Source organism: Liquorilactobacillus ghanensis DSM 18630 (assembly GCF_001435235.1).
GTDB classification, from domain to species: Bacteria; Bacillota; Bacilli; order Lactobacillales; family Lactobacillaceae; genus Liquorilactobacillus; species Liquorilactobacillus ghanensis.
Genome location: NZ_AZGB01000016.1, coordinates 22,667 through 37,576, shown reverse-complemented (window position 1 = coordinate 37,576; position 14,910 = coordinate 22,667). Strand labels below are relative to the sequence as shown.

At 38.5% G+C, this 14,910-nt stretch carries 19 protein-coding genes; all 19 read right to left on the bottom strand.

Going from position 1 to position 14,910, the window contains the following annotated elements; all coding sequences use genetic code 11:
- Positions 1-18 precede the first annotated feature (18 nt).
- Positions 19-1,086, bottom strand: coding sequence for an EscU/YscU/HrcU family type III secretion system export apparatus switch protein (locus FC89_RS05710; RefSeq protein ID WP_057871593.1), 1,068 nt, complete (start codon positions 1,084-1,086; stop codon positions 19-21).
- Positions 1,087-1,096: 10 nt separating this feature from the next.
- Positions 1,097-1,849, bottom strand: a complete 753-nt coding sequence (locus FC89_RS05705; protein WP_057871930.1) for a flagellar biosynthetic protein FliR — start codon at positions 1,847-1,849, stop codon at positions 1,097-1,099.
- Positions 1,850-1,871: 22 nt separating this feature from the next.
- A complete protein-coding gene (fliQ, locus tag FC89_RS05700; protein ID WP_057871592.1) occupies positions 1,872-2,135 on the bottom strand; it encodes a flagellar biosynthesis protein FliQ in 264 nt (87 codons plus the stop codon).
- 18 nt (positions 2,136-2,153) lie between these two features.
- Positions 2,154-2,924, bottom strand: a complete 771-nt coding sequence (fliP, locus tag FC89_RS05695) for a flagellar type III secretion system pore protein FliP (RefSeq protein ID WP_057871591.1) — start codon at positions 2,922-2,924, stop codon at positions 2,154-2,156.
- Positions 2,925-2,927: 3 nt separating this feature from the next.
- A complete protein-coding gene (locus FC89_RS05690; protein WP_057871590.1) occupies positions 2,928-3,296 on the bottom strand; it encodes a flagellar biosynthetic protein FliO in 369 nt (122 codons plus the stop codon).
- A gap of 20 nt (positions 3,297-3,316) precedes the next feature.
- Positions 3,317-3,787 carry a flagellar basal body-associated FliL family protein gene (locus FC89_RS05685; RefSeq protein WP_057871589.1) on the bottom strand — a complete coding sequence of 157 codons (471 nt, stop codon included), beginning with the start codon at positions 3,785-3,787 and terminating at the stop codon, positions 3,317-3,319.
- 27 nt (positions 3,788-3,814) lie between these two features.
- Positions 3,815-4,012, bottom strand: a complete 198-nt coding sequence (locus tag FC89_RS05680) for a flagellar FlbD family protein (RefSeq protein ID WP_057871588.1) — start codon at positions 4,010-4,012, stop codon at positions 3,815-3,817.
- Between the two features lie 33 nt (positions 4,013-4,045).
- A complete protein-coding gene (locus tag FC89_RS05675; protein ID WP_057871587.1) occupies positions 4,046-4,921 on the bottom strand; it encodes a flagellar hook-basal body complex protein in 876 nt (291 codons plus the stop codon).
- 92 nt (positions 4,922-5,013) lie between these two features.
- Entirely contained in the window at positions 5,014-5,376 is a 363-nt protein-coding gene (locus FC89_RS05670; protein WP_057871586.1) for a flagellar protein, read from the bottom strand.
- Positions 5,376-5,813, bottom strand: a complete 438-nt coding sequence (locus FC89_RS05665; RefSeq protein WP_057871585.1) for a flagellar basal body rod modification protein — start codon at positions 5,811-5,813, stop codon at positions 5,376-5,378. Before FC89_RS05665 ends, FC89_RS05670 begins: the two co-directional genes overlap by 1 nt.
- 21 nt (positions 5,814-5,834) lie before the next feature.
- Positions 5,835-8,423, bottom strand: a complete 2,589-nt coding sequence (locus tag FC89_RS05660; RefSeq protein ID WP_057871584.1) for a flagellar hook-length control protein FliK — start codon at positions 8,421-8,423, stop codon at positions 5,835-5,837.
- 38 nt (positions 8,424-8,461) lie between these two features.
- A complete protein-coding gene (locus tag FC89_RS05655; protein WP_057871583.1) occupies positions 8,462-8,854 on the bottom strand; it encodes a flagellar FliJ family protein in 393 nt (130 codons plus the stop codon).
- A gap of 52 nt (positions 8,855-8,906) precedes the next feature.
- Positions 8,907-10,265, bottom strand: coding sequence for a FliI/YscN family ATPase (locus tag FC89_RS05650; protein ID WP_057871582.1), 1,359 nt, complete (start codon positions 10,263-10,265; stop codon positions 8,907-8,909).
- An 8-nt stretch (positions 10,266-10,273) separates the two neighbouring features.
- Complete coding sequence (locus FC89_RS05645; protein ID WP_057871581.1) at positions 10,274-11,023, bottom strand: FliH/SctL family protein; 750 nt, start codon at positions 11,021-11,023, stop codon at positions 10,274-10,276.
- Positions 11,007-12,011: a flagellar motor switch protein FliG gene (gene fliG / locus FC89_RS05640; RefSeq protein WP_057871929.1), complete on the bottom strand. Its 1,005-nt coding sequence runs from the start codon at positions 12,009-12,011 to the stop codon at positions 11,007-11,009. The genes FC89_RS05645 and fliG overlap by 17 nt, the downstream gene beginning before the upstream one ends.
- 14 nt (positions 12,012-12,025) lie before the next feature.
- The gene (gene fliF, locus FC89_RS05635; protein WP_057871580.1) at positions 12,026-13,618 is read right to left on the bottom strand and encodes a flagellar basal-body MS-ring/collar protein FliF; all 1,593 of its coding nucleotides are present in this window, start codon (positions 13,616-13,618) and stop codon (positions 12,026-12,028) included.
- Positions 13,619-13,648: 30 nt separating this feature from the next.
- Positions 13,649-13,969 carry a flagellar hook-basal body complex protein FliE gene (fliE, locus tag FC89_RS05630; RefSeq protein ID WP_057871579.1) on the bottom strand — a complete coding sequence of 107 codons (321 nt, stop codon included), beginning with the start codon at positions 13,967-13,969 and terminating at the stop codon, positions 13,649-13,651.
- A gap of 11 nt (positions 13,970-13,980) precedes the next feature.
- Positions 13,981-14,418 carry a flagellar basal body rod protein FlgC gene (flgC, locus tag FC89_RS05625; RefSeq protein WP_057871578.1) on the bottom strand — a complete coding sequence of 146 codons (438 nt, stop codon included), beginning with the start codon at positions 14,416-14,418 and terminating at the stop codon, positions 13,981-13,983.
- A 25-nt stretch (positions 14,419-14,443) separates the two neighbouring features.
- The gene (gene flgB, locus FC89_RS05620) at positions 14,444-14,812 is read right to left on the bottom strand and encodes a flagellar basal body rod protein FlgB (protein ID WP_057871577.1); all 369 of its coding nucleotides are present in this window, start codon (positions 14,810-14,812) and stop codon (positions 14,444-14,446) included.
- Positions 14,813-14,910: the final 98 nt, after the last annotated feature.

Sequence of the window (14,910 nt, the reverse complement as noted above, 5' to 3'; positions counted from 1 at the left end):
TTCTCCTCCTCAACTCTCTCAAATTTTATCTTTAGCTTCTTCATTCAACTTATAAACCAATGCAATAACCTCTGCGACCGATTTATAAAGTTCAACCGGAACAAAATCTCCAGGTTCGACCTTGCCATATAAAGCCCATGCCAACGGTCGATTTTCAATAATTGGGACGTGATATTTTCGGGCTTCTGCTCGCATTTGCTGGGCTAAATGGTCTGCCCCTTTTGCTAATAGAATTGGCACTCCTTCACTACCGGCATCATACTTGATAGCTAATGCTAAATGCGTCGGGTTGGTTACCAAAACCGTTGCATCTTTAACTTGTTTTAATGAATTGCGAACCATTGCAGCATATTTTGACCGCCGTTGTGATTTAAGCCGCGGATCGCCTTCTTGCTGCTTAAATTCATCCTTAACTTCTTGCTTTGTCATTCGTAGATCACGTCGATGGCTATAAAATTGATAGCCATAATCAAAGAATGCAATAATCAACAAAACAATTGCCGTTTGCAACGATAACGCCTGGGCAAACTTCAAAACAAACATCAATACTTGCGGCAGCTCAATATCACTCAAATTATAAAAACCCGGCAGATACTCCATAAACTTTCGATAACAAAAGTAAACAACAATGCCAAATTTAGCCAATGTCTTAATTAAATTTTCAAGCGCCCGCAGACTAAACATTTGTTTAAAGCCCTTTAATGGGTTAAGCCTTTTAAAATCCGGTTTTAGCGGTTTAGTCGTGAAGAGCACCCCAACCTGCAAAAAGTTGGTCAAAAAGCCGATTGACATACTTAAGACAAAAAATGGAGCAGACAGAAACAAAATCATTAAAACAATTTGAACGGCAATTTTAGGCAAATCAGTAATCATTTGCTGATAATTAGCCGCTTGTTCAATTAATTCAACCAAATACGGAACAAAATGTTCAATGACGTATTCCCACAAGGGGACTAGCACCATGGCAAATATTAGCAACGCTAAAGCCGAATTAACGTCTTGACTACGCGGAACATTTCCTTCTCGACGTGCTTTACGCAGTCGATGCGCTGTCGGTTTTTCAGTTTTGCCATTCTTGTCTTGCATCTAATACCCCTTATTTCAAAGATCTAATAAAATCCATCATGTTATTGACTGAGTTGGGCAAATTTGCTTGAAAAAAGCTGATTATATTTGGCAATATCAATAACATCAATAAGAAACTAAGACCAGTTTGTAACGGCAAGCTAAGCATCAACACATTAATCTGCGGAATTGACCTTGAAATAACACCCAGCATTAAATTAACCACCAGCATCGCTACTACCATCGGTGCTGCCAACTCTAAAGCCATCACCATTGTCTGACAAAACAACCGGACAACACCTTCAATCGTTGCTCCATCGGCTGTACCGCCAGTCAAAGAAATGATTTTAAAGGAACGAATAACGCCGATAAGTAATTGCTGATAAAAATCCAGCATAAAAAAAACTGCGGTAGCCAACCAGTAATACACCCGGCCAAATTGAGAAGACATCATCTGAAAAGTTGAATCATATGCTTGAGCAATTGAAAAACCTACCTGAAAATCAATCATTTGACCAGCAATCGTTACGGCACTAAATACTAATTGGCTTAAATATCCCATTGCCAACCCGACTAAAATTTCTTTAGCTGCCAATAATATAAAAACTAGCTCATTACTGGTTGACTGATATTTGGCAACCAACGGATAAGCTGCCATAATCAGGCTGAAACCAATAATTATCTTAGCTAGATTTGGAAAAGCCTTTTGGGAAAAAATTGGTGCTGAAGCAATAAAGGACATAATCCGACAGAGCAATAAAGCGATAATTTGAACTTCAGCCATTGTAATCACTAAATTCAGCTCCTCATAGGGAAGAAATCAACCGGAAAATATACTTCGTAAACTCCAGCAATATATTAAGCATAAAATTTCCTGCTAGAATCAAAGTCAATAAAACAGCAATTAGTTTAGGAACAAAACTCAGTGTCTGCTCTTGGATCTGTGTAGTCGCCTGAAAAATACTAATAACTAGGCCAACTATCATTCCAACTAGTAAAACGGGTGCTGAAATTAATAAAGTTCTGATAAATGCATCCCGTAAAACATCCATGACCATTTCCAGCGACATTGTATTTTCCTCCTAAAATCATTTAAAGCTTTGAATTAATGACTCAACTAACAAATACCAGCCATCAGCTAAGACAAACAATAATATCTTAAATGGCAAAGAGATCATTACCGGCGGCAGCATTACCATACCCATTGACATCAGTACACTTGAAACAACCATATCGATAATTAAAAAGGGAATAAATATTAAAAATCCGATACTAAAGGCCGTTCGCAACTCACTCAGAATAAAAGCCGGTGTAATAATTGTCATTGGAATTTTTTTGTATGAATGATACTCACGTTTCGGTGTAGAACTCTGCTTCACAAACAATTGAATATCTTTTTGACGAGTTTGCTTATACATGAATTTTTTCATCCGCAATTCAGATCGATCAACTGCCTGCTGCTGAGTAATCTGTTGACGTTCATATGGAACAACCGCCTGCTGGTAAATGTTGGTATAAACCGGCCGCATAATGAAAAAAGTCAAAAACAAAGCCAGCCCGATCAAAACTTGATTAGGCGGGTTTTGTTGTGTTCCCAATGCACTCCGTGTAAATGACAGCACCATGATGATCCTAGTAAAAGAAGTTGTCATAATCAGCAATAATGGGATAACTGATAATAAGGTCAACATCAAAAAAGTATTGATAATTTGACTTGAGCCGTTATTACCCCCAAATAGATTATTAACAGCCGATGAAATTCCGCTGGTGCTGATCGCAAACACAGGCGTCGCTGGAATCAAAAGCCAAAGCAAAGTAGCTAATCCGGTTAATAATGGAAATGTCAGCTTTTTTTTCATCGGTTACTTCCTCTTTTTATTATCTAAACTTTGCTTAACTCGTTCTAAAATCAACGCAAAATTTTGTTGCATTTTTTTTGGTTCCGCTGCAGTTGATAGTTGAACTTCGGTTAATAACTTCTGAGCTTCCTCAGCTGGTAATTCAAATAGAATTTGGTTTTGCTGTTCTGAAAAGCTCATCACATAAACTCGATCAACCACTTGGACAACACCGATTGACGAACTTTTACTGACCGGAATCTTTTGTAGAATGCGAAATGATTTATTGGTTTGCAGTGAGTAGTGGTTTAAGAGTTTCAAAAAAATATTAATCAAGTACACTACTATTAGTAATCCAATAATCAGTTTGACTACGGTAAACAGCATATCCATGTTCTCACTCACGCCTCTTTCTATTGAATTACTAAATTAGTAATGAAAATCTGTTCAACAATTTTTTGACCATAATTTTGATTAATATTGTTAATCAGTTCTGTTTTTAAGCTAGGAACACTATTAGCATTAGCTAAAATGTCACTTTCTTTTTTCTGTCGCAAGATATTGATTACACTATCTCTCACCAAAGCCGTATTTTTTTTCAGTTGTTTTGCTTTTTTACTGGGAACTACCAAAGAAATATTAAGGCTGATATATTTTTGCGAAGAACCATCATTTGCCAAATTCACCAGAAACTTATCCATTGGTACGATCTTTTCACCGCTTGCAATTCCGCCGGTATTGACTTGTTTTGCAACTTTAGGTTTATTAAGCAATTTATTCGCCAGCATATCTCCCCCAATTCCGCCGCCAATTGCTAAAATCAATACCAAAGGAATAATAATAATCCATTTTTTTCCCTTTGAACTTTTTCCATCTTTAGCCATATTTTTCCACCTCAATAACGCCCCTTTTTAATGCTTGAATAGTTGAGCAAATACTTTTCGCCGATAAGCAATAATCAAGTGATTAATTTGTTCAGCTGATTCTTGGACTAAAATTACTTTTTCTGTCGTTAGCGTAATTACCGTATCTGGTGTTTCTTCAACTCGATATATCAGATCGGGATTTAAGAAAAATCTAGCCCCATTGATCGCAGTAAGTTCAACCATTGATTATCACCCATTCCACCATCAAATTATTAATTAACTTCTACTCAAATTGGTCAAGTTTTGTAAAACTTCATCAGAGGTTGTAATTACCTTGGCATTAGCTTGATAAGCACGGTTAGCAATAATCATTTCTGTAAATTCTGACGATAAATCAACATTTGACATTTCCAATTCACCAGAAATAAGTGAACCAATTCCATTAGAACCAGAAGGAGAATAAGCTACTGCCCCAGAATTAGCCGTAGCTGCAAACTGCGTATCACCGACTTTTTCCAAGCCTTCAGGGTTCGTAAAATTAGCAAATGCTAACTCGCCAATAGCGTATTTTTGATTGCCATAAGTCGCTGTAATTAAACCGTTTTGGTCAATTGCCAATGATCCGGCACTATATTGATTACCATTTATCGCATTTGGTATATTGATTACTCCTGGATTCCCCGTAGTTGTAATATTAGTCGTTCCGTTATAGACAGCAGGGTTTTGGGTCCAGCCTAAAACTTTCATCCCACCGCTAGTTGTCACTAGATCACCGTTAGCATCCCGTTCAAAAGCCCCAACGCGAGTATAGTAAGTTTGTGGTGTTGTACCTGTTCCTTGAACCGCAAAATAACCGCCACCGTTAATATATAGATCCAAACTTCTTCCCGTCGATTTGGGAGCTCCGTTAGTAGTTATTGTATCGATTGAACCAACTTGTGTTCCTAAACCAATCTGTCTTGGATTGATTCCGCCTGAATTCTGTGATGGAGCTGTTGCATCTGAAAGTGTCTGACTAACCATATCTTGAAACATTGCCCGACTGGATTTGAACCCTGGAGTATTAACGTTCGCAATATTATTAGCTACCACGTCCAAATCTGTCTGCATACTTTTTAACCCACTAACACCTGAATAAAGTGATCTTAACATGATCAATTCCTCCTCATATTATTAACCTTAAATTGTCGTTTCCTTCCGTCATTCAGGAAACATAACGGCCCCCTTACGGTCCAGCCGTTTAATCATTTAATAAATTTAGTACTATCAATATTTGTTACTGTTCCTAATTCATTCATCCCCATTGCTGTAATAATTGTTCGATTTTGAACATTAGCAATGATCCCCATGTTTTTATAAACCAGCAATGATTCTTTACTGCCTTTTGCCTGCAATTCATTCATCGCCGTTGACAACTGGTGTATATCTTCTTGTTTTAATTGCAAGTTTCGCGATACCAATCGTTGTTGAGCATGCTTGGAAACATTAATTGCTGCTTTTTTTTGCTGCAGTACTTGATTAAAAATTTGAGCCTGAGGTTTAGGCTTTGAGGATGCTTTTAAACCAAGTTGATCATTAGAAGCAATACCAGCAATTCTATCCAACATTACTTGTCCTCACCCACTTCGCTCAAAGAACTCATTTGATACTCTTGACCGTTAACTACTAAAGTAGCCAAACCATTGGCAAATTTCACTTGTTCTACTTTGCCACTAACCTGCTGACCATTATCAAGCAGTGAAACTTGTTTGCCCAACATTCCTAATGCTTCTTGCTGTTGCTGAACAGCTACCGAAGCAGACAAAGATTTGTTCATTTCCATTAAAGTATTTAAACTTTCATACTGAGCTAATGAAGTCATATAATCAGTACTTGAACCGCCGCCAGACGAGCCGCTATCATCCATCGATGGATTACTCATTGTCGCTGACATAATTTTCAAGAAATCATCCATTGAAACTGTCGTACTGGAATTAGCAGTATCAGCATTGTAAATACTTGAACTAGCCAACGATGCAATCCCATCAGTTAAACTATTATTCACGATAACTCCCTCCTCTCTTGTTTAGGCTAAAATACTAATCGTACTTTTTCGCAAATCAGATTGTTGAACTTCAGCTGATTGTTTAGGCACTGCATCGGCAAACTTGGCAGCTGCCGCAGAAAAATTATGTCGTGATTGTCGCCCATTAAACTGCTGCTGTGAACCATTAAAGTCAAAAAATGTATTGTTAGCCGTTGATAAATTCGGTTGATTGACCGCCGTCGCATTTTTGATCGCATTATTACCATCAGCTGAATATGGTTGATTTTGCAAAACTTGTTCCAACTTGTCCATTACCGTTCCTAGTAATTGTTTAGCCGCCGTCGTTTGCACTTTAACTTCTAAAGAAACTTGGCTTTGAGCAGCTTTCATAGTAATTTCAACATTTCCCATATTCTCTGGTGACAATTTAATTGTTACCGTCTTGCTTCCTGGAATAGTCAATGTTGAAATTTCCTTAGTTAAATTATTAATTAACTGTGCTTGACCACCAGTGTCTGTTGTATTCCAAGTTAAATTTTGTTTAACGCTAGTCACCGAATTAGTAAAATCAGTTTTCCCAGTTGGAGCAACATTTAGTGCCGCCGTTTGCAATACTTTGCTATCAAATAATATTTTTTGATCTGAACTGGCAACTGGTGCTTTTGCAGTCATTCCTTCTGAAATAACAGTTCCAGCTGAAACAGGCGTTTGCACTGCGTGTTCAGGCTGCATTAAGTCCAACAAACTGGTTTGCCCAGCTTTAAAACTATGTTCTATATTCTGATTTGGAATTGGTGCAGCTACGCCTTGTTCAGGCAAAGCAGGTTGTGGAGCAGATAAATCATTTGAACTTGAAATATTCTTATCAGAAACCTGAACCGCTTGTTTACTGACCTTATCAGCCAAACCAGCTACTAGCTGCTGATTATTTTCAATTTTTCCCTCTGCAGCACTTGATTTCAATCCCGAACCACCCTGCATTGCATTATGCAAGGCAATTGCTGATTGCATTAAATCTTTCTCAGAAGCGTTAACGCTAGTAGTTTTGACTTGATTTTCCGCTTGTACTTTTGGTAAATATGCTTGCTTCGCAACTATTGGGTCAGCGTTCAGTGTTGTCGGTACTGCAGTCCGCTCAGAAACAGTTGCAGTGACAGCTTTAACCAAATCTTCGGTTGCTGACTGCACTTGGGATAAATCCACAGTAGATGTTTGCTCAGCAATTGATTGATTGACATTGGACATAACCGATGGTGTTGCTGTCGGTTTCTCAGCAACTACAGCATCGACTGTTTTAACTAAAGCCGTGGTTGCCGACTGCACTTTGGATAAATTCGCAGTAGGTGCTTGCTCAGCAATTGATTGACCGGTGTTAGGCATAGTCGACGATGCTGGTGTTGCTATTGGCTTCCCAGCAACTGCAGCATTGACTGCCTTAACTAAAGCTGTGGTCGCTGACTGTACTTGGGATAAATCCGCAGTAGGTGCTTGCTCAGCAATTGATTGACCGGTGTTAGGCATAGTCGATGATGCTGGTGTTGCTATCGGTTTCCCAGCAACCATTAAGTCGGTATTAGTCATAGCCGGCGTTGTTACTGTGGTCATCTTCCCAGAAACTACATCATTGACCGCTTTAACTAAAGCTGTGGTTGCCGATTGGACTTGAGACAAATCTACGGCAGGTGTCTGGTTGGCAAGTTCTTGACTGGCGCTAGGCATCACAGTTGGCGTTGTTGTTGGTACTATCGTTTTCCCAGTAACTGTAGCATTGACAGCTTTAGCTAAAGCTGTGGTTGCCGACTGCACTTGGGATAAATCTGTAACAGGTGCTTGGTCAGCAATTGCTTGATTGACGTTAGGCATAGCCGGCAGCGCTGGATTTCCCCCAGAAACAATTGGATTAGCAGCTCCAATCGAAGCTATGTTTGCTGGCAGCACTGGATCTTTTTGAAGCTGATCAGTTACTGAGTTTTTCTTGGCTTCACCAGCTGTCATAGTTGATAAATTAATTTCAGCGTCTGCAGAATTATTCAATTTAGTTGATTGGATAGCTTGCTTTGCTGCAGTTGACGAAGCTACTGGTGAGTTTAACGGCTCCAACTTAGCAATCGTTTGCTGATTAACTTTTCCAACTTGGGATTCTGAAAAGCTTTCTTTATTTTCCTTAAATTGATCTGCTGGTAACACTTTTTCAGTAACAGAAACTGTTTGATCTTTATTTCCCAAGTTGGGTTGAATAGTTAAACCTGAATTCAAAACCAAAGCTGAATTTGCAATAACTGAATCTGCTTTTTCTCTCTTATTTCCAGATCCATTAACAGTAGTTGCAGACATTGTTTTATCGGCTGCTGGCTTAATTGCTGGCGCTATAAACGAATTGTCTTTTGCCATAGAATCTGAAACATCAACCTGTTCCGTTGTCTTTGAAGCGGTCATTCGCTTGTTTGAAACTGCTGATTTATTATTTTCAGGAAATTGCTTAATCAATTTGTCCGCAGTAGTCGTTTGCTCTGATGTCTTAAACTTATTCAGCGCTTTATTAAACTTAGCTTGATCTGCTGTTACCTTTTTTTTCTTTCCAGCTGTTTTTGATTTGATAGCTGTTGTTATTCCTACGTGAGCATTCATTTTTTCACCTCCTTTCAAATTAAATTTCGCTTATATATTTAGAATAATGAAAACTTTTTTCGATTTGCTATTTCATCCAAAACTAATTGTTCTTGGTGCTTGCTATCCAGCAAATATTGGTTATATTGTTTTTCTTCTAATTTCTCCAATACTTGGCTTTTTTTCTTTGCTGCTACTAAATATTGCCTAGCTTGTTCTACTTGTTGCTGCTGCTGAATAACTGCTGCAGCTGCCATCTGAATTTCGTGTTCCAAACTTAAAATATAATGATATTGCAGCTGCATTCTTCCAATATTGAAATCATCAATTTTGAAAGTTTCTTTTTTTTCTTGCTGCAACTCGCTTAACTTTTGTTGTTGTACATTGAGTTTACGCTGTTCCAATAGCAAAGCTTCTTTAACTTGATCGGTCTGCTGTTGGCGAAAATCCAATAGATTTTTTAATGAAAAGCTGAATTTTTTAATAATATTTACCTTCTATCTATCATGTCGATTGAATTTGCTGCGGTCGTTCCGCTGATTGATCATCAAAAAGCTGTAAAAGTTGTTTGATAGTCGTTGGATAATCAGAAAATTCAGCAACTTGCTGACACAAAAATGAATCAATCGGATGATGCAGCGAAACTGCATAATCAATTACCGCATTAGTTCCAGGTTTATACGCTCCAACATCCAGTAAGTCTTTTGCATTAGCATAAACTGTCATATTTTCACGTAATTCACCTGCTGCCTTATACTGTTCTTCACCAACTAGGTCCTTCATCAAACGGCTTAAACTATTTTGAATATCGATTGCCGGATAATGATTTTGACTGGCTATTTTTCGTGATAAAATAATATGACCATCTAAAATTCCTCGGACAGCATCAGCAATTGGTTCATTCATATCATCGCCTTCAACCAAAACAGTATAAAAGGCAGTAATTGAACCTTGGGATGAGGTGCCACTACGTTCTAACAGTTTAGGCAAAATCGCAAAAACGGACGGTGGATAACCCTTAGTAGTCGGTGGTTCGCCAACTGACAAACCAATTTCACGCTGTGCCATTGCAAAACGCGTAACTGAATCCATCATCAACACAACTTTTTTCCCTTGGTCACGAAAATACTCAGCAATTGCAGTTGCCACATATGCACCTTTGAGTCTGACTAATGGCGGTTGATCTGAAGTTGCACAGACAACAACGGCTTTGCGGTAACCTTCTTCACCCAAATCTTTCTCAATAAACTCTCTAACCTCACGACCACGTTCACCGACCAACCCGATCACAATCACGTCAGCTTCACTGAATTTAGCAATCATGCCTAGCAGGGTACTTTTGCCAACCCCACTGCCGGCAAAGATCCCTAGTCGCTGCCCTTCACCAACTGTTAACAAACCATCTATCGGACGAACTCCCGTCGGCAATATTTGCCTAATGGGTCGTCGACGAAACGGATCGGGAGAATCATGCTGAACGGGATAATTTATCAAGTCATTTTTATCAATTGGAGCGCCATCGATTATCCGACCTAAACCATCAAGTGTATGTCCTAATAAAGAACGGCCAACCCGAACTGAAAGTGAACGACCAGTTGGACGAACTAAACATCCAGGACCAATCCCATTCAGTTCGCCCAAAGGCATCAGCAAAACTGTTTTTTTAACAAAACCGACAACTTCAGCTCGAGCTATTTTTCCTGATTCATTAACTTCAACTTCACAAACTTCACCAATAAAAACATTTAATCCTTCAACTTTGATCAACAAGCCGACAACTTCACTAACTTTTCCATATGTAAAGAAAAAATGATGTTTCTGTGCTTGTTTCAAATAGTTTGACAATGGTAAAGAAAATTCCATCAAAACCCTCATTTCTCAGTCTGCTGTAAAAACCGCTCTAATTCCTGAGCTAAATCAAATGAAGTCAATCCTTCGTCTGATTCAACCGATACTTGATAAGCTGATTTATCAGCATCATCTAAAATCAAATAACGAAATCCAGGTAATTTTTGTTTTTCCAGTTTCATCTGACGTTCCAATTGTTGGTGATACCGCGGATGAGCATGGATAGTTAACAGTTGTTCCGGTTGCTGCATTTTTAGCAACATTGGTTCTAACAAGGCACTAATTGCCGCTGGATCTTGGTCTAATTTTCTTTTTACCAGCACTTCTGCCATCTCAACTGCAAACTTCATTAATTCAGCTTGCTTATCCACAACATAATCATGCGCAGCCGTTAAAGAATATTTAACATTTTGTTTGGCTTGAACCGTTAGCTGCTCGGCCAACTTCTGACCGGCTGCTAGTCCTTTTTGATAGCCCGCTTGATACCCGGCCTTTTGACCAGCAGCATTTCCTGCCTGATAACCTTGTTTTTTTAACTTTTCAGCATCTTGATGAGCTTGATCGAGAACCTGCTGACGAATTGACTTAAGCTCAACCTTTTTCTCAGACGAAATCAGATTAGTTTGCGGATTTAAAGTTCCATCTTCCAGCCACAATTTTTCATCCGCTGTGGCAGACTTTTCTTTTTGAGGCTGCTTAGTAATAATTGCCTTAGCTTGACCGGATTCAGCCACAGCTGCTTGTTTCAAAATGCTTTTAGCTGACAACTTCATCTTGCCCACCTCTTTGAATAATAATCTCACCAGCTTCATCTAAGTGACGAATAACACCAACGATTTTCTGTTGAGCTTCTTCAATATTCGACAATCGTGTAGGTCCCAAAAATTCAATTTCTTCTTTAATGTTTTCAACAGCTCGTGTTGACAAGTTGGAGAATACAAAGTCTTTGATTTGATCATTGGCACCTTTAAGCGCCAATACCAAGACATCATTTTCAACATCCCGCAAAACTTTCTGCACATCCCGCGAATCAAGTGTAACGATATCATCAAAGGTAAATAGACTAGCTTTGACTTCACTGGCCAATTCAGGCTGCCGTTTTTCCAAATCACCCAGAATATGTTTTTCAGTACTCCGGCTAACTGAATTCAAAATCTCAACCAAAGTCTTAACTCCGCCAATATTCTCACTATCGCTCTCAACATAGCTTGAAAACTTGGTTTCAATTACCTTTTCAACTTGTTTGATAATTGCTGGTGAAGCGCTGGAAATCGTTCCAATTCGTTCTGCAATATCTGCCTGTTTATCTGGCGGAAAATTTGAAAGAACCTCAGCAGCTTTGCCTGATTGCAAATAGCAGAAAATCAGTGCCACTGTTTGCGGGTGCTCATCAGACAGCAAGTTAACTAACTGTTTAACATCCGCTCGCCTCACAATATCGAACGGCCGCTCTTTTAATTGGATTTGCTTTAATAAATCCAGAATTTCCTTAGCCTTTTGTGGCCCGACTGATTGCATCAGTAAATTTTTAGCGTAGTCAATTCCACCATCTAAAACATACTTATGCGCATGCATGGTGTTAACTACTTCATTAAGAACCTGCGTTTGCTCATCAGAATCAACTGATTCGATATTGGCAATTTCATAGGTCAGCTTTTTTATGAGATTTTCCGGCAACAATTTCATGATTTTCGAAGAGGTTTCAGAACCTAAAGAAATTAAAAGAATTGCTGCCTTTCTAACTCCTTCCATTGAATCCATAGAATCCATAATCTTTACCCCTTATTGTCTTCCTTCATCCATGCCTTTAATAAATCAGCGACCTCTTCTGGATTGTCTTTCGCGTAATCACGAGTCTGTTTATTAAGCTGCTGTTCCTTAGATGGTTTAGCCGGCTTAACTACCGGTTTTTCTTCTCTTTTCGGTTCCTGATCTTCTGGTAGCTTAGTGGTATTGTTAGCTGTGACATCAGCTGCTGGTGCTGCCTCATCTTCGTAATCTTCATATTCTTCTTCCAAGCGCCGCCGCCGGAAACGAATAATCAAGAATACAATTGTTCCGATTAAGATCAAGGCTGCCACACCTAAACCAACATAGGCCCAGATATTCCAATTGCTGCTCTTTTTGGCTTTCTTCGCTTTAGGACGTGGAGTTTTATTATTTTTAGCAAAGTTGACTCCCTGAACCTGCAGGCTGTCACCACGTCCTTGGTTATAACCAATTGCAGATGAAACCAGTCTTCTAATTCGCCGCCGATCAGCTCTTGAAATACCATTAGCAATAATCACTGATGTCGTCATTCGGTTAATTGATCCTGGTGCCCTAATCGTATCTGTTGTCGAAGTATTTAATTCATTATTGACTGTTCGACTGGATGACTGGCTGGCACCATTATTATTGCCGGTCTGGTTAGTTGCGTTATTATTAGCTTCACCGGTTTGGGTATTCTGCGTGTTATTACCATTAGTTTCACTATCAGTTTTTTCACTTCTGATTTGCGGATTATTGTACGTAACAGTTTTATTTTTAACTGCATCAAAATTCATGTCTAAGTTGATCGCTACTTGAACATTTTTCTTGCCATAAATTGGATCCAACAAATTATGAATCTTTTTTTGCAAACTCTTTTCATAGTTTTGCTTGATCGTCAGATACTTATCATTCGCACTAACTAAATTGCTTGAACCTTTTTTACCATTAAAAAGAACGTTTCCTTGACTATCAACAACCTTGATATGCTGCTGATCCAGATTTTCAACCGCTCCAGCTGTTAACGCGACAATTCCTTGAACTGCTTGATTCGAAATTCCGCCACTTTTCAACGTTAATACAATTGAAGCTTTGGCTGGCTTAGAGCTATCTCCATCATCACTATCTGCAAAGACACTTTGTTTAGGCGTCACTAAGATAACTTTTGAAGTCTGGACTTCGTTAAGTGAATCAATTGATTTTTCCAGTTCTCCAGTTAAAGCTCGCTGATACATAATCCGTCGATCGGCATCTGTCGTCATCACATTGGAATTATCAAATAATTCAAACCCCTGTGAACTATTAGGCAGTTTATTATCTTCTGCTAATTGAATTCTGACTTGATCGACCTGAGTTTTATCAACCATGATCGTCTGTCCATTGTCAGCCAGCTTATAAGGAACATTTTCCTGTTTCAGTTCATCTGCAATCGTCCCGGCATCGCCTTCACTCAACCCGGTAAAAAGAACATCATATTGCACTCGCGTGTTCAAATAATAAACCGTTCCTGAAACAAAAAGGATACTTAGAGTTGCTAAGATCCAAATAATTTTTTTAATTCGACTTTGATTTTGCCATTTTTCTTTTAAACCTGAAAAAAACGTAGCCACTTTTCCCACAGTTGTTCAAACTCCCTCTAGCTACTCACCTTAGAATTGCATGTTTTTAACATCGTTATATGCATCCAGTAGTTTATTTCTAACTTGGACGGCTGTCTCCATTGATAATTGTGCTTCGGTCATCTTGACCATGACATTTCCCAGATCACTTGTGTTGCCATTGATCATATTATTAGTAGCATTATCCATTGAGACCATTTTTTGATTGACGTTTGAAACTGCTTTATCTAAATAATTACTAAAGGTTGCAGCATTCTTATTTGTTTTACTTGTTTGATCAAATCCCGTTATCTTTGCTAATGACTTCTGATAATTTTGCAAACTTACTGCTCCGACATTACTTGTTATCATTATGAGCCACCTTATCCCTTACTAATTTCTAACGCTTTTTTCAACATATCTTTGTTTGATTCAGCAGCCGTTTCATTGGCTTCATAAGTTCTCATTGCCTGAATCATGTCAACCATCTGATCAGCTAAATTCACATTTGAAGTTTCTACATACCCATTTTGATCAGCTTGCGGATTTGTCGGATCATATGTCCGCTTCACCGAATCATCTTGTTGGATGCCATTAACTTTTACCCCATAACTCATCTGACCACCATTTGCAATTGACGAATCATCCTTACCGGCATTTTTTACATTTTCAGAAAATAAAACAGACTTAGACCTGTATGGCCCACCATCTGCTGTTGTATTGGTATTAACATTCGCAATATTGGTAGAAATCGTATCGAGTTTCAATCGTTCAAGTGCTAAACCACTAGTATTGATTGCCAAACCATCAAAAATACTCACCTTGAGCCCTCCTTAAAAAATCCTATCAATGCTCAACAACATATCCCATCGTCTGCAGCCGCCCATTTAATTGGGACACAAGCGAATTGTAATATAGGCTATTGGTTGCCTGGTCAGCCATTTCAACATCCAAATCGACATTATTACCATTTCTGGTAACACTAGTGTCATTATTTGTTGTTATATAAGAATCATCCGTGCTGCCAGATGAAATATGTCGTTTATTCGTCGTTGCCAAATTTAAATTTTGTTTGGCGTCTGCAAGTTGATTTTCAAAGACCACACGTTTAGCTTTGTAATTTGCAGTATTAACATTTGCAATGTTGCTGGAAATTACTTTAGCGCGAGTTGCTGAAACACCCATTGCTTCTTTCATTAAATTATAAGTATCCAAATTACAAGCCCCCTTTAGTAAATTATCTTCTAAAAATTAAGGAGATATAAAATTAAATCTTTTCTGGGATTTATTATAACATTCTATTTTTCTAAATA

Bases quoted from the DNA above. Each gene is read 5' to 3' on its own strand.
- FC89_RS05710 (WP_057871593.1), bottom strand. From the start codon at position 1,086: ATGCAAGACAAGAATGGCAAAACTGAAAAACCGACAGCGCATCGACTG.
- FC89_RS05705 (WP_057871930.1), bottom strand. From the start codon at position 1,849: ATGGCTGAAGTTCAAATTATCGCTTTATTGCTCTGTCGGATTATGTCC.
- fliQ (WP_057871592.1), bottom strand. From the start codon at position 2,135: ATGTCGCTGGAAATGGTCATGGATGTTTTACGGGATGCATTTATCAGA.
- fliP (WP_057871591.1), bottom strand. From the start codon at position 2,924: ATGAAAAAAAAGCTGACATTTCCATTATTAACCGGATTAGCTACTTTG.
- FC89_RS05690 (WP_057871590.1), bottom strand. From the start codon at position 3,296: ATGGATATGCTGTTTACCGTAGTCAAACTGATTATTGGATTACTAATA.
- FC89_RS05685 (WP_057871589.1), bottom strand. From the start codon at position 3,787: ATGGCTAAAGATGGAAAAAGTTCAAAGGGAAAAAAATGGATTATTATT.
- FC89_RS05680 (WP_057871588.1), bottom strand. From the start codon at position 4,012: ATGGTTGAACTTACTGCGATCAATGGGGCTAGATTTTTCTTAAATCCC.
- FC89_RS05675 (WP_057871587.1), bottom strand. From the start codon at position 4,921: ATGTTAAGATCACTTTATTCAGGTGTTAGTGGGTTAAAAAGTATGCAG.
- FC89_RS05670 (WP_057871586.1), bottom strand. From the start codon at position 5,376: ATGTTGGATAGAATTGCTGGTATTGCTTCTAATGATCAACTTGGTTTA.
- FC89_RS05660 (WP_057871584.1), bottom strand. From the start codon at position 8,423: ATGAATGCTCACGTAGGAATAACAACAGCTATCAAATCAAAAACAGCT.
- FC89_RS05650 (WP_057871582.1), bottom strand. From the start codon at position 10,265: ATGGAATTTTCTTTACCATTGTCAAACTATTTGAAACAAGCACAGAAA.
- FC89_RS05645 (WP_057871581.1), bottom strand. From the start codon at position 11,023: ATGAAGTTGTCAGCTAAAAGCATTTTGAAACAAGCAGCTGTGGCTGAA.
- fliG (WP_057871929.1), bottom strand. From the start codon at position 12,011: ATGGATTCAATGGAAGGAGTTAGAAAGGCAGCAATTCTTTTAATTTCT.
- fliE (WP_057871579.1), bottom strand. From the start codon at position 13,969: ATGATAACAAGTAATGTCGGAGCAGTAAGTTTGCAAAATTATCAGAAG.